Annotated in this window: 13 protein-coding genes and 1 pseudogene; 3 read left to right on the top strand and 11 right to left on the bottom strand. The window is 48.9% G+C overall.

The genetic code is table 11. The annotated features are described in order from the left end of the window. The first annotated feature begins 128 nt into the window (after window positions 1–128). Window positions 129–1331 (top strand): ATP-binding protein, encoded by a 1203-nt coding sequence (locus AAE250_RS08010; protein WP_294596075.1) that lies wholly within the window; start codon window positions 129–131, stop codon window positions 1329–1331. Window positions 1332–1347: 16 nt separating this feature from the next. Here the strand turns inward: AAE250_RS08010 and AAE250_RS08005 are convergent, their stop codons facing one another. The 3 genes and pseudogenes from AAE250_RS08005 to AAE250_RS07995 form a co-directional block, all read right to left on the bottom strand. Continuing rightward, a complete protein-coding gene (locus tag AAE250_RS08005; protein ID WP_294596072.1) occupies window positions 1348–2439 on the bottom strand; it encodes an AAA family ATPase in 1092 nt (363 codons plus the stop codon). Window positions 2440–2556: 117 nt separating this feature from the next. Beyond that, a pseudogene (locus AAE250_RS08000) lies at window positions 2557–3360 on the bottom strand (DUF3874 domain-containing protein); the annotation flags it as partial. After that, window positions 3324–3473: a hypothetical protein gene (locus AAE250_RS07995; protein WP_294596069.1), complete on the bottom strand. Its 150-nt coding sequence runs from the start codon at window positions 3471–3473 to the stop codon at window positions 3324–3326. The gene AAE250_RS07995 and the pseudogene AAE250_RS08000, both read right to left, overlap by 37 nt. Before the next feature lie 332 nt (window positions 3474–3805). Here AAE250_RS07995 and AAE250_RS07990 point away from each other — a divergent pair, with 332 nt between their 5' ends. Then, complete coding sequence (locus AAE250_RS07990) at window positions 3806–4444, top strand: HU family DNA-binding protein (protein ID WP_294596066.1); 639 nt, start codon at window positions 3806–3808, stop codon at window positions 4442–4444. Between the two features lie 115 nt (window positions 4445–4559). Here AAE250_RS07990 and AAE250_RS07985 read toward each other — a convergent pair whose 3' ends face one another. Continuing rightward, window positions 4560–7076, bottom strand: a complete 2517-nt coding sequence (locus AAE250_RS07985) for a YfhO family protein (RefSeq protein ID WP_294596064.1) — start codon at window positions 7074–7076, stop codon at window positions 4560–4562. A 111-nt stretch (window positions 7077–7187) separates the two neighbouring features. After that, on the bottom strand, window positions 7188–8606 hold the full coding sequence (ahcY, locus tag AAE250_RS07980) for an adenosylhomocysteinase (RefSeq protein WP_294596061.1): 1419 nt from the start codon (window positions 8604–8606) through the stop codon (window positions 7188–7190). 317 nt (window positions 8607–8923) lie between these two features. On the opposite strand from ahcY, the gene AAE250_RS07975 reads away from it, so the two are divergent. After that, on the top strand, window positions 8924–9709 hold the full coding sequence (locus AAE250_RS07975; protein ID WP_294596058.1) for a class I SAM-dependent methyltransferase: 786 nt from the start codon (window positions 8924–8926) through the stop codon (window positions 9707–9709). A 101-nt stretch (window positions 9710–9810) separates the two neighbouring features. Here the strand turns inward: AAE250_RS07975 and AAE250_RS07970 are convergent, their stop codons facing one another. The 6 genes from AAE250_RS07970 to rpsO form a co-directional block, all read right to left on the bottom strand. After that, the gene (locus AAE250_RS07970) at window positions 9811–11418 is read right to left on the bottom strand and encodes a DUF5597 domain-containing protein (RefSeq protein WP_294596055.1); all 1608 of its coding nucleotides are present in this window, start codon (window positions 11416–11418) and stop codon (window positions 9811–9813) included. Window positions 11419–11555: 137 nt separating this feature from the next. Further along, a complete protein-coding gene (locus AAE250_RS07965) occupies window positions 11556–13202 on the bottom strand; it encodes an AMP-binding protein (RefSeq protein WP_294596052.1) in 1647 nt (548 codons plus the stop codon). Window positions 13203–13215: 13 nt separating this feature from the next. Beyond that, complete coding sequence (locus AAE250_RS07960) at window positions 13216–13791, bottom strand: helix-turn-helix domain-containing protein (protein ID WP_294596050.1); 576 nt, start codon at window positions 13789–13791, stop codon at window positions 13216–13218. Between the two features lie 130 nt (window positions 13792–13921). Then, window positions 13922–16258 (bottom strand): outer membrane beta-barrel family protein, encoded by a 2337-nt coding sequence (locus tag AAE250_RS07955; RefSeq protein ID WP_294596047.1) that lies wholly within the window; start codon window positions 16256–16258, stop codon window positions 13922–13924. Window positions 16259–16574: 316 nt separating this feature from the next. Then, complete coding sequence (locus AAE250_RS07950) at window positions 16575–17471, bottom strand: helix-turn-helix domain-containing protein (protein ID WP_294596044.1); 897 nt, start codon at window positions 17469–17471, stop codon at window positions 16575–16577. A gap of 75 nt (window positions 17472–17546) precedes the next feature. Then, window positions 17547–17816 (bottom strand): 30S ribosomal protein S15, encoded by a 270-nt coding sequence (gene rpsO / locus AAE250_RS07945; protein ID WP_294596042.1) that lies wholly within the window; start codon window positions 17814–17816, stop codon window positions 17547–17549. Window positions 17817–17850: the final 34 nt, after the last annotated feature.

Below are 17850 nucleotides of genomic sequence, written 5' to 3'. Positions count from 1 at the left end.
CGAACTGTTATCTGTAAAACACGTTTTTCTCGCATAAACGTTATCTGTAAAGCACGTTTTTGGAGTAAATGTGTGCTTTACAAAAAACATTTCTTATCTTTGCCTTTACAAATAATAAGTGTGTAAAGATGGAAATAACAGACATTTATATTAATTCTACCCGTTTGGTCAATTCGGTTGGCATGTCCCACATCCGTTACTTGTATGATGCAATAGATTGGGACTCGCGTATGATTTGTATAAAAGGAGCGCGTGGCGTTGGAAAAACTACGCTTATGCTGCAACGCATCAAGCAGTTGTTTCCTAAGACAGAACAAGCTGTCTATATATCTTTGGATGATCTTTGGTTCACGGAACATCGGTTGATAGACCTGGCAGAATATCACTTCCTTCATGGTGGAACACATCTGTTTGTAGATGAAGTGCATCGCTATCCTTATGATAACTGGATACAGGAACTAAAGAATATTTATGATCGTTATCCAGGCCTTCATATCGTATTTACCGGTTCTTCCTTATTGCAAATAGATTTTTCGTTAGCCGATTTGTCTCGTAGATGTGTTTTTTATACTCTTCAAGGACTATCGTTCAGAGAGTTTTTGGCATTTGAAGAGAAAGGTGTCTTTCCTGCTTTCACTTTAGAGCAGATATTGAAGGAACATCTGGCGATTGCATCGGATGTAGTTTCGCAGGTTACAATTATTCCGCTATTTGAGGAATACTTGAAGCATGGTTATTATCCTTTCTACAAGGAAGCTCCTGCTTCTTATCCACTGCGGCTGCAACAAGTTGTCACTACTATACTTGAAAATGATTTGCCTGCTGTAGAAAAGGTAGAATATGTTTCTATCAAAAAGATGAAGCGTTTGTTGGTAATTCTTTCGCAGATGGTTCCTTTTACACCTAATATGACTAAGGTGGGCGAGAGTATAGAAACGACACGCCAGTCGGTAGTCCGCATGTTTCAGATTCTGGAACGCGCAGCCTTGCTTATTACGCTATATTCCGGGAAGAGCAATATGCAGCAGCTTGCCAAGCCGGAGAAAGTTTATTTGGATAATACCAATCTGATGTATGCGCTTTCTCCAACTTCAGATATCGGTAACATCCGTGAAACATTCTTTGCCAATCAATTGAAACAGAACCATCAAATAGCATTCTCCGGGCAGGGAGACTTTAGGATAGACGATACTTATACGTTTGAAGTGGGTGGGAAATACAAGACCTTTGAGCAGGTAAAAGATATCCCTGATAGCTATTTGGCAATAGATGGTGTGGAATACGGTACAGGAAACAGAGTTCCTCTTTGGCTTTTCGGTTTCCTGTATTGATGCTGTTTTTTTATGGTTACCTGTGATTCATAATCCACTGTGCAAAGAAAGGATCATCCATTTCATACACATCATTCTTGATGACATAGCCCAGTTTACTCAATCGCTTCAAGCTACTGAAAGCTGTGCTGGAAGATTCTATGCCTTGTTTTCTAAGAAAAGAAGAACTGGTAGGAGAGCCGAGGTTCATATTCAAACCTATCAAGACTTTCTTGTCGGTACGGTTAAAAGTTGCCCACAACCGTTCGTAATCCATATCGTGCACTTGCGTCAACTGGAGAATTGCATCGGGCACCAATGTATCTGCATACCCTTTCTGCTGCCAAAGTGCCCAAACCTGAAAAGCCAATTGTTGAGTATAATATGGGTGGCATTGAGTAAACGAAAGCACTTGCCGACTCATATTCTCTACTTCTGCCTCTCCACCAAGCAACAGAAAACCTTTCTTCAGAAACTGGAAGAAATCATCATAAGGAATTTTATTCAATTTCATCAGATAGCCAAAATGATAGAAAGGAGATTTCTTCTTCTCGAATATTTCCTCCATCATAGATTCCTGACTGCCTAAAAAGATGTAGTTGGCATGACTATGTAACTGAAGTATGGAACGCATCTTCTTGTCAAGATTCTTGTCTAATGTCTTTACCTCTTGAAACTCGTCTAAGACCACAATCGGTTTTTCTCCCTTTTCACCTATTCTATCAATAAGCGTAAAAACATCCTCCAAAAGCACGAAACTATCTACAGAAGGCTGAAACGACAGCTCTATGCCGTCTGTCATCGGATTGGTGGCAATGGTAGGGATGAAGCGGAAATGAGACAGCAAATGTTTTAAACGTTCCAAAGGGTATTTGTGAAGCACCTGCTTAAGCAGATGGGAGGCAAAGTCTTCCGTGTCTGTCACCAACTGCAGGTTCAACTGAAAAACCGGACGTGCGAGTCCTTTCATTACTTTTTGCACAAGACTTGTCTTGCCAAAACGACGGGGACTTATCAATATCAAATGATTCTCACTCGATATGACTTGCTTTACTTTTTGTTGCTCTTCCACTCTGTCTGTGAAGTAGCTACCATCCACTATTGTACCGAATTTAAAGGGGTTTTCCATCTTGCGAACTTTTTCAATGCGAACTTTTTCGCAAAGATAGGATTTATTGCTTGGCTATCATCGTTTCCTTGCGAAAAAGTTCATTGTGAAATAGCAGGTATATAGCGGTACTGACTTCTATTGCCGCACCACCAGATACACATTCCCATACTTGGTATGCTTCCGTTTTACCCCGATTGCCAGGAGCACCTGCCCGAAGGTAGCCGGATTGCTGCCATGCATGGCGGCAGCATTGCGGGTCTTCAACGCTTTGTATATATCGGCGGCAGAAAGCTGCTCGCACTTCTCTTCGGGGGCGGCGGGGCGAAAGCAGGTGTGAAATACTTCCTCGGCGGGAGGGGTGTGGTAGAAGGCGGCATTGCGGCGCTGCAACTCATGTTCTTCCTCCTTCGTAAACCAACTGCGTGCCCCTGCCAGCAATTCGGCCTTCAGCTGCGCATAGATTTGTCCGTGCTCTATGTTACTGCAATCTATCACATGCTTCACTTCGACGCAGATGAACCGACGGCTGCCGGTGGGGTCGCTGAGCAGGTCGAAGCGGTTGCTGGTCCCGATGAAAGAGGCTATGCGCGGCAGGTTACGGAAATTCTTCTGATAGGCCTTGCAGATGTTGAGGTTGGACATTTGCATCAGATTCTTCAGCAAAGGCATCTTCCGGGCGCCGTATTTGTCGAACTCGTCCATGTTCAGCAGTCCCATTTCTGCCAGCAGGCGTTCGGGATTGCCTTGTGCGGACAGTTTCAGGTTGTCGGAATAATAGCGCTGCAAAGCGGGTGGCATCAATGCCTTGCAAAAGGTGGATTTTTGCCGTCCCTGTTCGCTGCTGACGAGGATGGGGGCTACACTGTTGGCGTGTATGTTCTGCATACCTGCCCACTGTGCGGTCAGGGCAAGCATCCAGGTATGGAAACTTCTTGTCCAGAACGGATCGTTTTTGCTTTGGCATGTTTGCCGTCTGCTTTGGAATCTGTTATCAGTTGTTTCACCTCTCTCAGGAGGCAGTGTTGTTCCAGTGTCATTGTTTTTTTTCTCATTTCAGTTGTTCTTTTTGATGATTTATAAACTTAGTTTTGTCGGTACCGATGCCACGAAGTTACTACTGTCGGGAGGCGTTTTGCAAGCGATTGCCTGAAAATTATTATAAAAATGTTTGTCGTGAGAAACATAGCCTTTTAAGGTGTAAATGTCTTATTTTTATCCTATCTTTGACGGTGAGTTAGAAGTGACCGACTGGAGTTGTTCAGCTGACCGACTGAAGTCGTTCGATCGAACAACTGGAGTCGGTCGATCGGCCGACTGGAGTCGTTCACTTCTAATTCGGCGCTTTCAACCTGAAAATCAAGAATCTTTTAAACGTAAAAAGCCTATGTCTATTGTTTACGATTGGTATGAGAACCCCAATGCCGAAGGGGATTCAGAGGAGAAGGGATTGCATCCGCGTCCTTTTCTCAACGGCAAAGTGAGCACAGCCCAACTGTGCGAATGGATACACGCACGCAGTTCGCTGACCGTGGGCGATGCCCAAAGCGCTCTGAACACACTGGCGCAACTCTTCGGCGAAGAACTGCGCGAAGGTCGGGAAGTGCACATTGAAGGGTTGGGATACTTTGCCCCCACGCTGCAAGCCACGGAGAAGGTGACCCGCAAAACCTCAAATAAGAGTACAAAGTTGCGGTTGAAAAGTATCAGCTTTCGGCCGGACGTCCGGCTGAAGTCAGCGTTGGCAGGGGTTAAAATCACCCGGAGCAAATACACCCGCTCTGCGCAGCATTTGTCGGAAGTGGAAATAGATATGTGCCTGAAGGATTACTTTGCCGAACACGACGTGATGATACGCTATGACTTTCAAGAATTGTGCTGCATGTCCCGTACTACTGCCAACGGACACCTGCGTCGCCTTCAGGACGAGGGCAAGCTGATAAATGTGGGACGGCGCACACAGCCCATTTACCGCCCGGCACCCGGCTATTACGGGATGTCGCGCGATGGGGCGCAGGGGCGGTGAGATTAAATAATAGGGTGAACCCTTGAAACCGGGCATATCGCCCCGCTTTCACCCGCATCACCCACCCGCAGGCTGCTGCAAGGGTGGGTGAAAGGATGAAGGGTAATAATATGAATTACTTTTTGGTGGAATACTTCTTTCGTGCTATCAGCACTGCCGCCATTACTCCGATTATCAATAATGCCAGGGCAGCATAGGCGATGCCTTCTGTTACGTGCAGGCTCTTCGGGTCGAAGCGCATTTCGATGGTATGCTTGCCGGCGGGGACATACATACTGCGCAGGATATAATCTGCGCGGGCCAGCTCGGCGGGCTGTCCGTCGATGGTGACTTGCCAGCCGTCGGGGTAATAGATTTCGGAGAATACGGCAACGCCGTCCCGGGCATTGTCGGTTTCGTATACCAACCGGTTCGGAGCATAGCTCGTCAGGCGGATAGTGGAAAGACTGTCCTTATGAACGTCGGTCGCACCTTTCAGAATATCTTTGAAACGGACGTCTACCACAGCCGTTTCCGTGGGCAGAATGGTGTTCAGTGCATCGATCTCCTGATTAGCGTTATCCACGTATTGCACTTTGTCCACAAACCAGGCATTGCCGTAGGCGTAGGGGTTGAGGATAGGCACTGTTCCTCCCTGCTGTCCTGCGGGGAAGATAAAGTACTTCGTGTTCAGCATGTTCAGTACGCGGAATTTGGCGGCATCCACACTGTCCATCTCGCCGCCGGCAGCAGCAATGGCTCCGTAGGCAGCCTGCATTTCGGGAGAAATGTGATGGTCTATCATCTCCTGGTAACGGCGCAGCTTGGCGGCATGATAGCCTCCTACATTCTTATGCCAGTATGAAGTGTTGTTCTCGTTGAATGTGCTGGTTGCAAAGTTCAGCACGCGATAGTCCAGCGAGGTGTCCTGAAGAATCTGTTCATCCGTTTTCGTTTTGGTGAAGGTTTCCGTCTGGATGGATTTGGGAACGAACTGATCGTCGTGCAGATAGCGCTTGTTGATGCCCCACATGTCGACGATGCAAAGCAGTGTGATACCTGCGATGGTCAGCGAACTGCGCAGTTTGCCTCTTGTGTAGAGTAAAAGCAGGGCGCAGCCGATAGCTATTATGATGAAGCTCCGCAAGGCATCGGCGCTGACAAGTTCGGCACGCATTTCCTGCAGATTGGCAAGAATACCGGATAGCTCGTTGGCGGGTATCATCTGCTGGTTCACTGCATTTTGCAACATCTGCGCTTCTTGTGCAGGTACAAAGCCGGAATTGAGGCTGCCCGGTGCAATGACGAGCAGCAGGGCGATGCCTGCCGTCAGGAGGATGCTGATGCCGAAGGCTTTCCGGTCTTTCTTCACGATCTCCGGTTCGTCCAGAACGCGTTTCAGGGCGAAGATTGCCAGCAGCGGTATGGTAAACTCTGCAATGACGAGGATGGACGATACTGCACGGAACTTGTTGTACATCGGGATGTAGTCGATAAAGAAATCCGTCAGCGGCATAAAGTTCTTGCCCCATGCCAGAACGATGGAGAAGAAGGTGGCTCCTACCAATGCCCACTTCAGAGGGCCTTTCACAATGAAACATCCCAGGACGAACAGGAACAATACGAAAGCGCCTACATAGACGGGGCCTGCCGTCCAGGGCTGGTCGCCGAAGTATTGCGGGAATGAGTTGTAAAGTCCGGCGTACATCGGATTGGCCTTTTCCATCGCGGTTTCACTTTGGGCGAGGGTGGCGGCCGATGATCCGCCTTTGAAATTGGGGACAAGCAGGGTCAGCGTTTCGCCGATGCCATAACTCCAGTTGGTGATGTAGTCGCGGTCCAGGCCACTGCTGGTTTGCTTGGCGGCATCGCCGGTTTGCACCAGTTCGCTCTTGCCTCGCATGGTTTCTTTGCTATAAGTATAGGTGTGGTAAAGGTTCGAAATGTTGGCTGCCACACCGATGAGGGCTGCCACTACCAGTACGGCGCTTGCACGGAAGAACTGTGGTAGCGTCTTGTTGCGCCACGCCTTCTCGAAGTACGCTCCTACAAAGAAGAGGATGACGAAAAGGAAGTAGTACGACATCTGTACGTGGTTCGACGTTACTTGCAGGGCGATGAACAGGGCTGTGACGATGCCTCCCAGCAACAACTTGCCCCGGTAGGCAAGTACGATACCCGCTATGGTTGGCGGCACATAGGCCAATGTGATGAACTTCCAGATGTGTCCGGCGGATATCAGGATGAAGAAGTAGGACGAAAACGCCCACATGATTCCTCCCAATGCTGCCAGCCAGGCGGGTATGCCGAATGCCCGCAAGAGGATGTAGAAGCCGAGCATCAGTATGAACGTGAGGTATACATAGTTGGGCAGAAAAAGCTGGTAGACTTTCTGTACCCATTGCAGTGGCTTGGTGGAGTCGTACGAAGGAGCTATCTGGTACGTCGGCATGCCGCCGAAGAGGGAGTTGGTCCAACGGGTACGCTCGCCCGTTTGTTCATGATACTGTATCGCTTCTTGTCCGGCACCCGCTCCGGCAGCGGTGTCGTGCTGGAACAGAATACGGTTCTCTATGTCTGCGGGGAAGAAGTAGGCAAACGAGAGCAGGGCAAATGCCAGGATGGCAATGAGGTCGGGGAGAATCTTTTTCATAAAATCGAAGATTTTATGAAGTTGAAAGTTGAAAGTTGAAAGTTGAAAATTAGGCTGCGCTATCAGGCTGCATAGTAATTTTCAACTTTCAACTTTCAACTTTCAACTTCGTTAATAACGATAGTGGTCTGCCTTATACGGTCCGTCTACGCTTACGCCGATATAGGCAGCTTGTGCGGGGGTGAGCTTGGTCAGTTTCACGCCTATCTTTTCGAGGTGCAGGCGGGCTACTTCTTCGTCCAGGTGCTTGGGCAGACGGTAAACGCCGGTTTCGTACTTCTTGTTGAAGAGTTCGATTTGTGCCAGCGTCTGGTTGGTGAAGGAGTTGCTCATGACGAAAGACGGGTGGCCGGTGGCGCAGCCCAGGTTTACCAGACGACCGTCGGCGAGCAGGATGATGCTGTGTCCGTCCGGGAAGTAGTAGCGGTCTACCTGCGGCTTGATGTTGACGCAGCGGATGCCGGGGTAGTGCTTCAGGGCATCTACCTGGATTTCGTTGTCGAAGTGACCGATGTTGCAGACAATGGCCTGGTCCTTCATCTTCTCCATGTGGTCGATGCGGATGATGTCGATGTTACCTGTTGTCGTCACGAAGATATTGCCTTCTGTGCAGGCTTCTTCCATTGTAACGACTTCGAAGCCTTCCATGGCAGCCTGCAGGGCGCAGATGGGGTCTACTTCGGTCACCAATACACGGGCACCGTAAGAGCGCATGGAGTGGGAGCAGCCTTTGCCCACGTCGCCATAGCCGCAGACTACCACTACCTTGCCGGCTATCATCACGTCCGTGGCACGCTTGATGCCGTCGGCCAAAGACTCGCGGCAGCCGTACAGGTTGTCGAACTTGGACTTCGTTACGGAGTCGTTTACGTTGAATGCCGGAAACAGCAGTTTGCCTTCTTCCTGCATCTGGTAGAGGCGGTGTACGCCGGTGGTCGTTTCTTCCGATACACCGCGGACTTCGGCGGCTACACGATGCCAGCGGTCCTGGTCTTCGGCCAACACCTGCTTCAGGATGGCGTTCAGTTCAATTTCGTCTTCGGCATGTACTTCCTTGTCCAGTACGGCTGCATTGCTTTCGGCTTCGTAGCCTACGTGTATCATCATGGTTGCATCGCCACCATCGTCTACAATCACCGTAGGACCTTTGCCGCCGGCAAAGCTCAGTGCCTGGAGTGTGCACCACCAATATTCGGCCAGCGTTTCGCCCTTCCAGGCAAATACCGGTACGCCGCTTGCGGCAATGGCAGCAGCGGCATGGTCTTGGGTGGAATAAATATTGCAAGAGCACCAGCGTACTTCGGCACCCAGTGCTACGAGAGTTTCAATCAATACCGCCGTCTGGATGGTCATGTGCAGCGAACCCATGATGCGTGCACCTTTCAACGGCTTTGTTTCTCCATACTTTTCGCGAAGAGCCATAAGGCCGGGCATTTCTTTTTCTGCCAGATCGATTTCCTTGCGACCGAAGTCGGCAAGCGTAATGTCTGCCACCTTATAGGGCAGAGTAGAGAATAATTCTTTAGACATATCTATTTGATTTTAAAATAAAAAGTGATGCAAAGATAGAGCATTCTGATTAGTAGGGCAAAAGCTTTGTCATTTTTTAAAGAAAAGCTTTCAACTAAACAATAGATTCTGTATATTTGCGCCATGCTAAGAACTACATTATCGGATTTGGTGTTGTAAACAATCTGTTCTTTTGATGCAGATTGTCCTTTCGTTTACTCCCGGATGATTCTTTTTGGGAGGAATTTCTATGTCTTTATAAATTTAATTTTTAACCAGTGTGCAGTGCCCGGAAGCATTGGTGTGCTTGGAGCATGTACGCTATATACATTAAGATAATGAATAACGATAACAATACTATTTTCGGAATCGACGTTGATTTAATCTGCAATTTCTTTTTGAATACAGAACGGCAAGGACCCGGAAGTCCCGAGGTCACCCTTAAGGCTTTAAGCTTTATAGATAATCTTACCAAGGATTCCCTCATTGCCGACCTGGGCTGCGGAACGGGTGGACAGACGATGGTACTGGCTCAGCATGCGCCGGGACATATCACCGGTCTTGACTTTTTTCCGGGGTTCGTTGACCGGTTCAATTGCAATGCCGGAAAGCTGAATCTTCAGGACAGGGTGAAAGGTATCGTCGGCTCAATGGATAACCTTCCTTTCGAAGAGGAGTCTTTGGACTTGATTTGGTCGGAAGGGGCCATTTACAACATCGGCTTTGAACGGGGACTGAACGAATGGCGTAACTATCTGAAAACAGGCGGATATATCGCCGTTTCCGAATGTTCATGGTTTACCGAAGAACGTCCGGCAGAGATTCATAATTTCTGGATGGAGAGTTACCCGGAGGTAGATACGATTCCCAATAAGGTGGCTCAAGTGCAGAAAGCGGGTTATCTTCCCGTTGCTACCTTCGTTTTGCCGGAAACGTGCTGGACCGAACATTACTTTGCTCCGCTGGCCGGAGCCCGCGAACTATTTCTTGATAAGTATGCAGGAAACGATACAGCCGAAGAATTGGTGAAGTTTCAGCATTATGAAGAAGAATTATACGCCAAGTATAAGGAGTTCTACGGTTATGTGTTCTATATTGCAAAGAAGATAGAGCAAGCGAAGTAAAGAAAGGCAAGGCTGAACTTTAAACGAGGGGGCTGTCTAACAATACAAAGTTAGGCAGCCCTCTTTCTTCATACAAAAATCAGATATAAGTTTCAGATACTTTATCGTGCAACGAGAGTGAAGTGAAGCAGATTAGGAATTTCACCAACTTGAGGCCCTCCCCAATCGGTTTCGTCACCGTTAAGAATCCGGCTCATTTTGAATTCCCCGTTTTCCCATTTCCCTTCTTTGACCTTCAGGTACTGCCATGCACGACCTTTGTTCTTTCCTGCTGTATTGAAGGTGAAGCGGCAGTTTGTCCCGATGCCAAGGAATTCATTATCCGAAAGCCGGATGATCATGGCTTTACCATTAGCAGCACGCTCTGCCGACTGTGCACTGTTGTTTCCACGACCGCCGCCAAAAATGATTATGGCCTCCCATTCTCCCAGTGAGATATGTTGTTCGCTGTGGTCTTCCGGTTCGATTACAGTCTGTATTCTCCCTTCAGCTGCCCAGCGGGCCAGTTCCTGATTCATCGGATCGAGCAATTCATATTCGTAGGAAAGGGCGTCTCGTGTGGCGTTACCAAGCGCCTGTCTCCTTTTGTCAACGCCGAAAGGCGAGAAACCGATGCCTTTTTCTATTACCTTATACAAGTATTTTGAATTAGCGCTTCCGGTTTCCGGAACCATCAGTGCATTATCATCTCTTGCATAAAGATCAATCACCTTGAGTACTGTCTCGTCTCCTCTGAGGTAAATGTCGGGGCTAACCATGTCGATGCATGGTGCTGCCGCTTTCCAGAGTGAGATAACATTGTCTGTGGCACCTCCGCTTTCATAATTGTCTGCCGTAGGATTGGTCAGCGGGTCACGCAAGGCTACATTTACAAATAGTGGCAAAGGATTAACTTCTTTGCCGGCTTGTGCTACATAGTTGATGTATTTGGCAACATGCCATGCATGGAAATATTCGTCAGCTCTTTCGCCGAAAACTTGTGCCCATGAACCCTTTGCATTTTTATCTACTCCCAGTTCTTTGCAGACAGATGTAGTGAACACTTCTGAAGGAACCTGCTGTGCGAAAAGCTTTTGGGCTTCTTTGCCATAGTCACGAATACTTCCCCATGTCCCCGGTTCATTTTCTACCTGAACCATGATAACGGTATGTTGCGGATCTTTTTCCTTGAGATAGGCCATAAATTCCCTGAAGGCTTTTGCATCAGCCTCCATGGTTGCTTTGGCATGAGGACTTGGAGAGTCTACCGGAGTTCCTTTTATGGAAGTTACATTATAATATTGCTTCGAATCCTTCTTCATCCACTCCGGCATATAGTGGTTGCTTCCGTTCTTCCATGTTGCGAACCAAAGCAATATCAGGCGTACCTTGTTCTCTCTTGCTTGGTCCAGTATGCGCTGGACAGATGAGAAGTCATAACTCCCTTGCACCGGTTCTACTTCTTCCCAATAAATAGGAATTTCCAGCGTATTGGCATGCATCGTTTTCATGGTATCCCATACACCGGGGAGCATGCTGGGCCAGTTGGATGAGTTTCCAACCTGGCCACCTAACATAAAAAACGGTTTTCCATCAACTTCGAGAGTGTGATGATTGCCTTTCCGGATGATCCGGGGCACCGGAGTAGAGGTCTGTGCCTGAACATACTGCCCTGCTACCATCATTGCTACGAGCATTTGGCAGATTAGCCATTTTGCATTGTTTTTCATAAATCTTGTTTTGAATTAAGTTTATGTTTGCAAAATTAGCGCATTATGCCCGTTATGCCCATATCAATAGTTTCCAAAGACGGGTCATTATGTTGCATGGGTGAATAATAGAACCTCTATTCTATCTACAGGTCGAATTATATGATTTCGATCCCTTGCTCCTTGCAAAGTTGCAATCCCAGATCTTTCAGTCTGAACTTCTGTATCTTACCGCTTCCCGTCATTGGGAACTCGTCGACAAAGAAGATATACTTCGGTATTTTGTAGCGCGATATCTTGCCGATGCAGAAGTCGCGGACATCCGATTCGTGCAGATCCGCTCCCTCGTGCAGGATGATGAAAGCACCGACAGCTTCGCCGTATTTCTTGGAAGGAATACCGGCCACCTGTACGTCTTTCACGCCTTCCAGCTTGTAGAGGAATTCCTCTATCTCGCGAGGATAGATATTTTCGCCGCCGCGGATAATCATATCCTTGATGCGTCCGGTAATGCGGTAATATCCGTCTTCGTCTTTTATTCCCAAATCACCGGAATGCAGGAAACCGTTTTTATCAATGACTTCGGCAGTAGCCTCCGGATTCTTATAATAACCTTTCATGGTATTGTAACCCCGGTTGCACATTTCTCCTTGTACGCCTACGGGACATTCTTCTCCGGTTTCGGGGTCGATGACTCTAACCTCGGTATGTTCAAAGTCTCGTCCTACCGTGTTGCAACGTGCATCGAACGGGTCGTCGATGCGGCTGGCAGTCATACCGGGAGAGGCTTCCGTCAGTCCGTAGACGCTGGTTACCTTCATATACATCTTTTCTTCCACACGTTTCATCAACTCTACCGGGCAGAGGGAGCCTGCCATGATGCCCGTGCGCAGGCTGGACATGTCGAACATATCGAACATCGGATGATTCAGTTCGGCTATGAACATAGTGGGTACACCATAGAGTGCCGTACAACGTTCTTTGTGGATGGATGCCAGCACTACCAACGGGTCGAAGCGTTCCACCATCACCTCCGTGCAACCGTGCGTCAGACAGTTCATCGTGGCAAGTACCACGCCGAAGCAGTGGAACAACGGAACGCAGACACAGAGTTTGTCATTGGCGGTGAACTTCATGTGTTCGCCCGTCAGGAAGCCGTTGTTGGCTATGTTATAGTGCGTCAGCATCACGCCTTTCGGGAAGCCGGTGGTACCGGAAGTGTATTGCATGTTCACCACATCGTGGCAGGTAACCTGGCTTTTGAGTTCGCTCAGACGGCTTTCTTCTACATTGTCGCCCAGCAGTAGTATCTCGGCAGTGTTGTACATGCCCCGGTGCTTTTCCTGGCCTACGTATACCACGTTCCTCATGTAGGGGAAGCGTTCACTTTTCAGGTGTCCGCGCTCACAGGTCTTCAGTTCGGGGAGCATGGCGTAGGTCATCTGCACAAAGTCACTGTCCTTTTCGCCGTTGACGATGCAAAGGGTATGCATGTCCGAGTTCTGGCAGAGATATTCCAACTCGGCTTGTTTGTAGTTCGTGTTTACAGTTACATAAACGGCGCCTATCTTGGCGCAGGCATACAACAACGTAAGCCAGTCGGGTACATTGGCTGCCCAAATGCCGACGTGCGTTCCGCGTTCCACGCCAATGGCGATAAGTCCTTTGGCCATGTCGTCTACACGACGGTTGAATTGGCTCCAGGTGAAACGCAGGTTGCGGTCGGAGTAAACAATGTATTCTTTATCCGGCGTTGTCTCCGCCCAATGCTCCAACCACTGGCCGAGCGTTCTTTCGTATAGCATGTGTGTCGGTCAATTAAATGGGTGTATATATTACTGCAAGTATTTTTGCCGCTTTTCCTTCGTAAGCATGTACATGATGGGGGACGATGGAGTCGTAATAGATGCTGTCGCCCTCTTCGAGCAAGTAGGTATGCTTGCCGTAGCTGATTTCCATCGTGCCTTCCATCACCATGATGAATTCTTCGCCTTCATGGGAAGAGAGTACGAAGTCACTGTCGTCTGTAGGAGCTACGTCGATGATGAACGGTTCCATGTGGCGGTCGGCTTTGGACTTTGAGAGGGAGTGATAGACCATGTGGCGTCGGCTCTGGATGGCATTGTTGGAGAAGCTGATGCTGTTTTGCGCTTCGTTCTTGCGGCAGACTACAGGGCCGTTTTCGTCCTGGTCGTCGAGGAAGGTGCCCAGACGGACGCCCAGCACGCGTGCTATCTTGATGAGGGGAGCCAACGACGGAAGGTCGATGTTGGTTTCAATACGTTCAATCTGTTCGATGGCGAGTCCCGAACGTTGTGCCAGCTCTTCCATGCTGATGGATTGGCTTTCGCGGAGCGACTTGATCTTTTCTCCTACAATCTTACTTGTATCCATAATGATAGTATTTTCAGTCTAAAAGGTTATGATTTATAGTTGCTAAACCGCAAAAATAAGATAAAGTTTTACTTGATGCAACTATCTTTGGTGAAAAGTTTGGTTTTATGTTTTGATAAGTCCTTTCATGCTATAATCTCCTCAAATCTTCCTCCGAAGCATGCCTCCCTTTATAAGCCTTGCCAGTAGCGTTGAAACGATAACTAATATTTACCGAGAAGCTGCGCGAGTCCGGATTGGCTTCCTTTGTATAAGTCAGCCGGGGACCGAACAGCATAAAAGAACTGTAGCGGGAGTTCCACAAGTCGTTGGCTTGCAGGTTGAGGGTGAGCTTCTTGTTGAAGAATGTCTTGCGGATACCCGCATCCACTCCCCAATAGGAACGTTGCAGCATGGCGCCGAAGTTGCCTTCGCTTTGGTAGTCGATATCAAAAGAGAGAATCCATTCGTTCGGCAGGCTCAGGCTGTTCTGCCAGAAAAGGTAAATGCTGGAACGGTTCATGTTTTTGCTGACTCCTTGATTGGTTACTTTGAAGAAAGGTTGGGCAAAGTAGATGCCGAGCTCCGGTTTCCAGAAATTGATGGTAGGGGAGAGATGGACGGAGGCGGTGAGGTACTGCATCCGCTTGAAGTTGCCGGTGGTGAAGATGACGACATCCGGATTTTCTTCGTACTCTTTGGTCATGAAGGCGATGGCGTTGCGGCGGTATTGGTAGTTGAAGCTGAACTGTACCCATTTGTAGAGGGTGGTCAGTTGCAGGTCGTGGTTGGTTTCGGGGATGAGCAGCGGATTACCGCCTTCGTAGATGAAGCGGTTGTTGTAGTTCAGTGTGCTGCGCAGTTGGGAGAAAACGGGACGATTGGTTTTTGTTGTGTAGCTGAGGCTGGTTTGGAGCTGCCCGACGGGGAAATCTATTGAAAGACTGGGACACCAGTCGTTGTAGATGCGGCTTTGTCCGGGGATGTATTCGCCCTGTTCCCAATAGTCGGACACGGCGTGTTCGAAGCGGAGCCCTGCAAGAAGGCTGACCTTGCCCAGCGGCAGGGAGTACTCGGCGAAGGCGGCGGATTTGTTTTCGTCAATGCGGCTGTCGGTATTGGGGAGGATATCCTGCAGGTTCAGGAAGTTGTCTTCGCGGCGGATGAAGGTGTAGTCGGCACCGGCTTTCAGTTCGCCTTTCCAGAGGGGATGCGTCAGGATTAGTTTGGCGGCGTAGAAGCGGTTCTTGGCATGGTTGAAGGAGCTGATGTCGCGGTTGCCTTCCGTCCGGCTCTCTTCGTGTGCCTCCTGATGATTGTAGCTTTGGCCGCGCACCAGGTCGGCGGTGAAGTTGATTTGCAGTTGCTTGATATTTCCTTGATAATAGGCGTTCAGTTGATGCCTGCTGTCTTGTTGCAAACTTTGGGAGGTGTAGGCGGTGAGATCGGTCAGGTTGTCGTCTGCGCGGACGGTATATTCGGAGTGGTCGCTGGAATGGAAGTCGGGGGTGCGGCGGAATTCATAGGAAGCACCGAGGCTGTGTTTCGGATTGAAGTCGTAGCTGATGCTCGCCCTTCCGCCGGCAAGGAGTCCTTTGTTGACCAGGTTCACGTGGTTGTTGATGTCCCATTGCACATCCGCCGGTATCTGATAACGTACATCCTGCAGTCGCTTGGTATTCTGATAATTTGTGTAGAGCATACCCAGCAGGGAAAGTCCCTTCTTCTGATAGTTCATGCTGAGTTGCTCGTTATGGCTGGTGCGTCGGCGCTGCATGATGCCTGCACGGAGGTTTCCGCCGAAACCGTCGTTGCGGCCCCGCACGGTGCGGATGCGGACAACGGCCTTTACGGTGGCGTCGTACTCGGCTCCCGGGTTGGTGATGAGCTCCACCTTCTCGATGTCGGCGGCGGAGAGGCGCTCCAGTTCGGTGTTGTCTTGCAGGAGGCGGTTGTCTATGTATATAATAGGTGCACCTTTTCCGAAGACAGTGTAGCCTTCTTCTTCCGAAGAGCGGAGTCCGGGGATGTGCTTCAGCACGTCATTGGCATTGTTCAGGGAGGCGAGCAGGGTTTGTTGTATTTTCGTTTCGAGTCGGCCGCCTTTCAGTTTGAAGACGGGGCGGGCGGCGGTTATCACTGTTTCGTCCAGTAGCACGGCATCGGTTTCCAATGTCCAGTTGCTTGCTTCGCCGGTGCTGCTCGTCCGGCAGGGGCGGCAAAGGGTTTTGTAACCGATGGATGAGATTTGAAGCAGATAATCTCCGGGAGTGGCGGGAATGATTTCAAAGCTTCCGTCACTGCGGCTGCAAGTGCCTTGCACGAAGGCGGAGTCCGGTGCCAGCAATGCGATGTTGGCGAATTCTATCGGTTGCCGGTCTTCCGTGAATACTCTTCCCCGGATACTTGCTGTTACCGGTTCCTTTTGTGCCATTGCGGTTGCGATATACCCTATGAGTAGGGTGATGATACATACTGTCTGTTTCATGTTCCGAATTGTTTTTTGTTTTCGGGACACGAAGGTATCGGCTTCTGGAGAAGACAACAGAAACAAAAGGCGGATAATTGTCTGACATTTGCCTGACAATAGTCTGACAATGCCGTCTGGCAGGCCTTTTATTAGTGCTTATCTACTCAATCGCAGGTTACTGCCGTCTGAAACATACACTCCTTTCGGGTGTATCTCCCTTTGTTGTCATCCCGAAGCTTTATTGTCATGATGCACAAGATGGCATCTTGTGCTGTTCAAGATGGCATCTTATGCTACACAAGATGGCATCTTGTGCATCAAAGGGAATAGTGTTTCAGAGGGTGGGTAAGGGAGTTGCGATTGCCAGACCATAGGCTCGTCCGCGGTCGGTAATAATCTTCAGGTTGCTGTTCGCTTCAACGATGGGTTTCAACCGTCGTATCAGTGTATAGAGGGTTTCATCTGCGTTGTCTTTTCCCGGCCATAAGGATTGGCAGATATCGGGTTTAGGGAGCAGATGCGAGGACGAAAGATAAAACATCTCCATCAGTGCATATTGCATGGGGGTGAGTTTTAGCCTTTCCCGATGTTCATTGTAGAAACAAGCTTCTCGGAGGGAGAGTGAGAGATTGCCGAAAGTGATGATACTTTCCTGCCCGTTGCCTTGGGCTGCAGGTTTTCTGTAGTGGAAGTAAAAGAAGGAGAAAGTTCCCCAAATCAGTGCTGCCAACAGCAATAAAGCGGGAATCGTCTGCTTGGAGATACTGAAAATCAGTGTGGTCGAGCAGCGTGCATATCCCCGGAAGGAGAGCGTCAGCCCCGAAGCATCGGCAGTGGTGGAAAGCCATATCAAGGTGTCACTGGCCAGATAACCGGCGGGAATCTCATTGAATACAGTGCCCGGATCATCTTTCTTTAAGATATGCAGCGATAGCGTAGAAACATCCCTTAACTTCGGCAGATACAATGCCGCCGCAAATTTCCGGTTGGAACTGCTGACGGAGACGGGAGCGCCCATCACTTCCTGCAACTTGGCGTAGGTGCGGACGGTATCTGCATTCAGCCACAAATCTTCGTTTTGCAGCACGGTGCGCCGCAGTGCCTGGTTCAAGTCCGAAACGACGCGCCGCTCTGCCTGCGAATAACTGCGATATCCGAAGCCGAATGCAAGCACCACCAGCAAGAATGTGAGTGCCGTGGATAGGTTTGCTGCTGAAATAATCCGTTTCATGGAGACAAAGTTATAAAAAAAGAGGCTTCCTTCTTGAAAAGGAAACCTCTTTTTAATGTTTTTGCCCGTAAGTGATTACTTACGCAAGCCGAGTTCTTTAACGATGGCACGATATCTGTTGATGTCGCGGTCTTTCAGGTAAGTCAGCAACGCACGGCGTTTACCTACCAACATTGTCAAAGCTCTTTCAGTACTATAATCTTTTCTGTTGAGCTTAAGGTGCTCAGTCAGGTGGGAAATACGGTATGAAAACAAAGCTATCTGGGCCTCAGCTGAGCCAGTATCAGAGTTAGACTTTCCGTACTTGCCAAAGATTTCTTGCTTTTTAGCAGCGTCTAAATACATAATGTTTAATTAAAAAGTTGATAATATTTCTCTC

The sequence above is a fragment of the Bacteroides sp. GD17 genome (assembly GCF_038448625.1).
GTDB lineage: Bacteria > Bacteroidota > Bacteroidia > Bacteroidales > Bacteroidaceae > Bacteroides.
This window is presented reverse-complemented; position numbering and strand designations above follow the sequence as displayed.

What these genes read in the sequence shown, in the direction of transcription:
- AAE250_RS08010 (WP_294596075.1), top strand. Translation starts at nt 129, where the DNA reads ATGGAAATAACAGACATTTATATTAATTCTACCCGTTTGGTCAATTCG.
- AAE250_RS08005 (WP_294596072.1), bottom strand. Translation starts at nt 2,439, where the DNA reads ATGGAAAACCCCTTTAAATTCGGTACAATAGTGGATGGTAGCTACTTC.
- AAE250_RS07995 (WP_294596069.1), bottom strand. Translation starts at nt 3,473, where the DNA reads ATGAGAAAAAAAACAATGACACTGGAACAACACTGCCTCCTGAGAGAG.
- AAE250_RS07990 (WP_294596066.1), top strand. Translation starts at nt 3,806, where the DNA reads ATGTCTATTGTTTACGATTGGTATGAGAACCCCAATGCCGAAGGGGAT.
- AAE250_RS07985 (WP_294596064.1), bottom strand. Translation starts at nt 7,076, where the DNA reads ATGAAAAAGATTCTCCCCGACCTCATTGCCATCCTGGCATTTGCCCTG.
- ahcY (WP_294596061.1), bottom strand. Translation starts at nt 8,606, where the DNA reads ATGTCTAAAGAATTATTCTCTACTCTGCCCTATAAGGTGGCAGACATT.
- AAE250_RS07975 (WP_294596058.1), top strand. Translation starts at nt 8,924, where the DNA reads ATGAATAACGATAACAATACTATTTTCGGAATCGACGTTGATTTAATC.
- AAE250_RS07970 (WP_294596055.1), bottom strand. Translation starts at nt 11,418, where the DNA reads ATGAAAAACAATGCAAAATGGCTAATCTGCCAAATGCTCGTAGCAATG.
- AAE250_RS07965 (WP_294596052.1), bottom strand. Translation starts at nt 13,202, where the DNA reads ATGCTATACGAAAGAACGCTCGGCCAGTGGTTGGAGCATTGGGCGGAG.
- AAE250_RS07960 (WP_294596050.1), bottom strand. Translation starts at nt 13,791, where the DNA reads ATGGATACAAGTAAGATTGTAGGAGAAAAGATCAAGTCGCTCCGCGAA.
- AAE250_RS07955 (WP_294596047.1), bottom strand. Translation starts at nt 16,258, where the DNA reads ATGAAACAGACAGTATGTATCATCACCCTACTCATAGGGTATATCGCA.
- AAE250_RS07950 (WP_294596044.1), bottom strand. Translation starts at nt 17,471, where the DNA reads ATGAAACGGATTATTTCAGCAGCAAACCTATCCACGGCACTCACATTC.
- rpsO (WP_294596042.1), bottom strand. Translation starts at nt 17,816, where the DNA reads ATGTATTTAGACGCTGCTAAAAAGCAAGAAATCTTTGGCAAGTACGGA.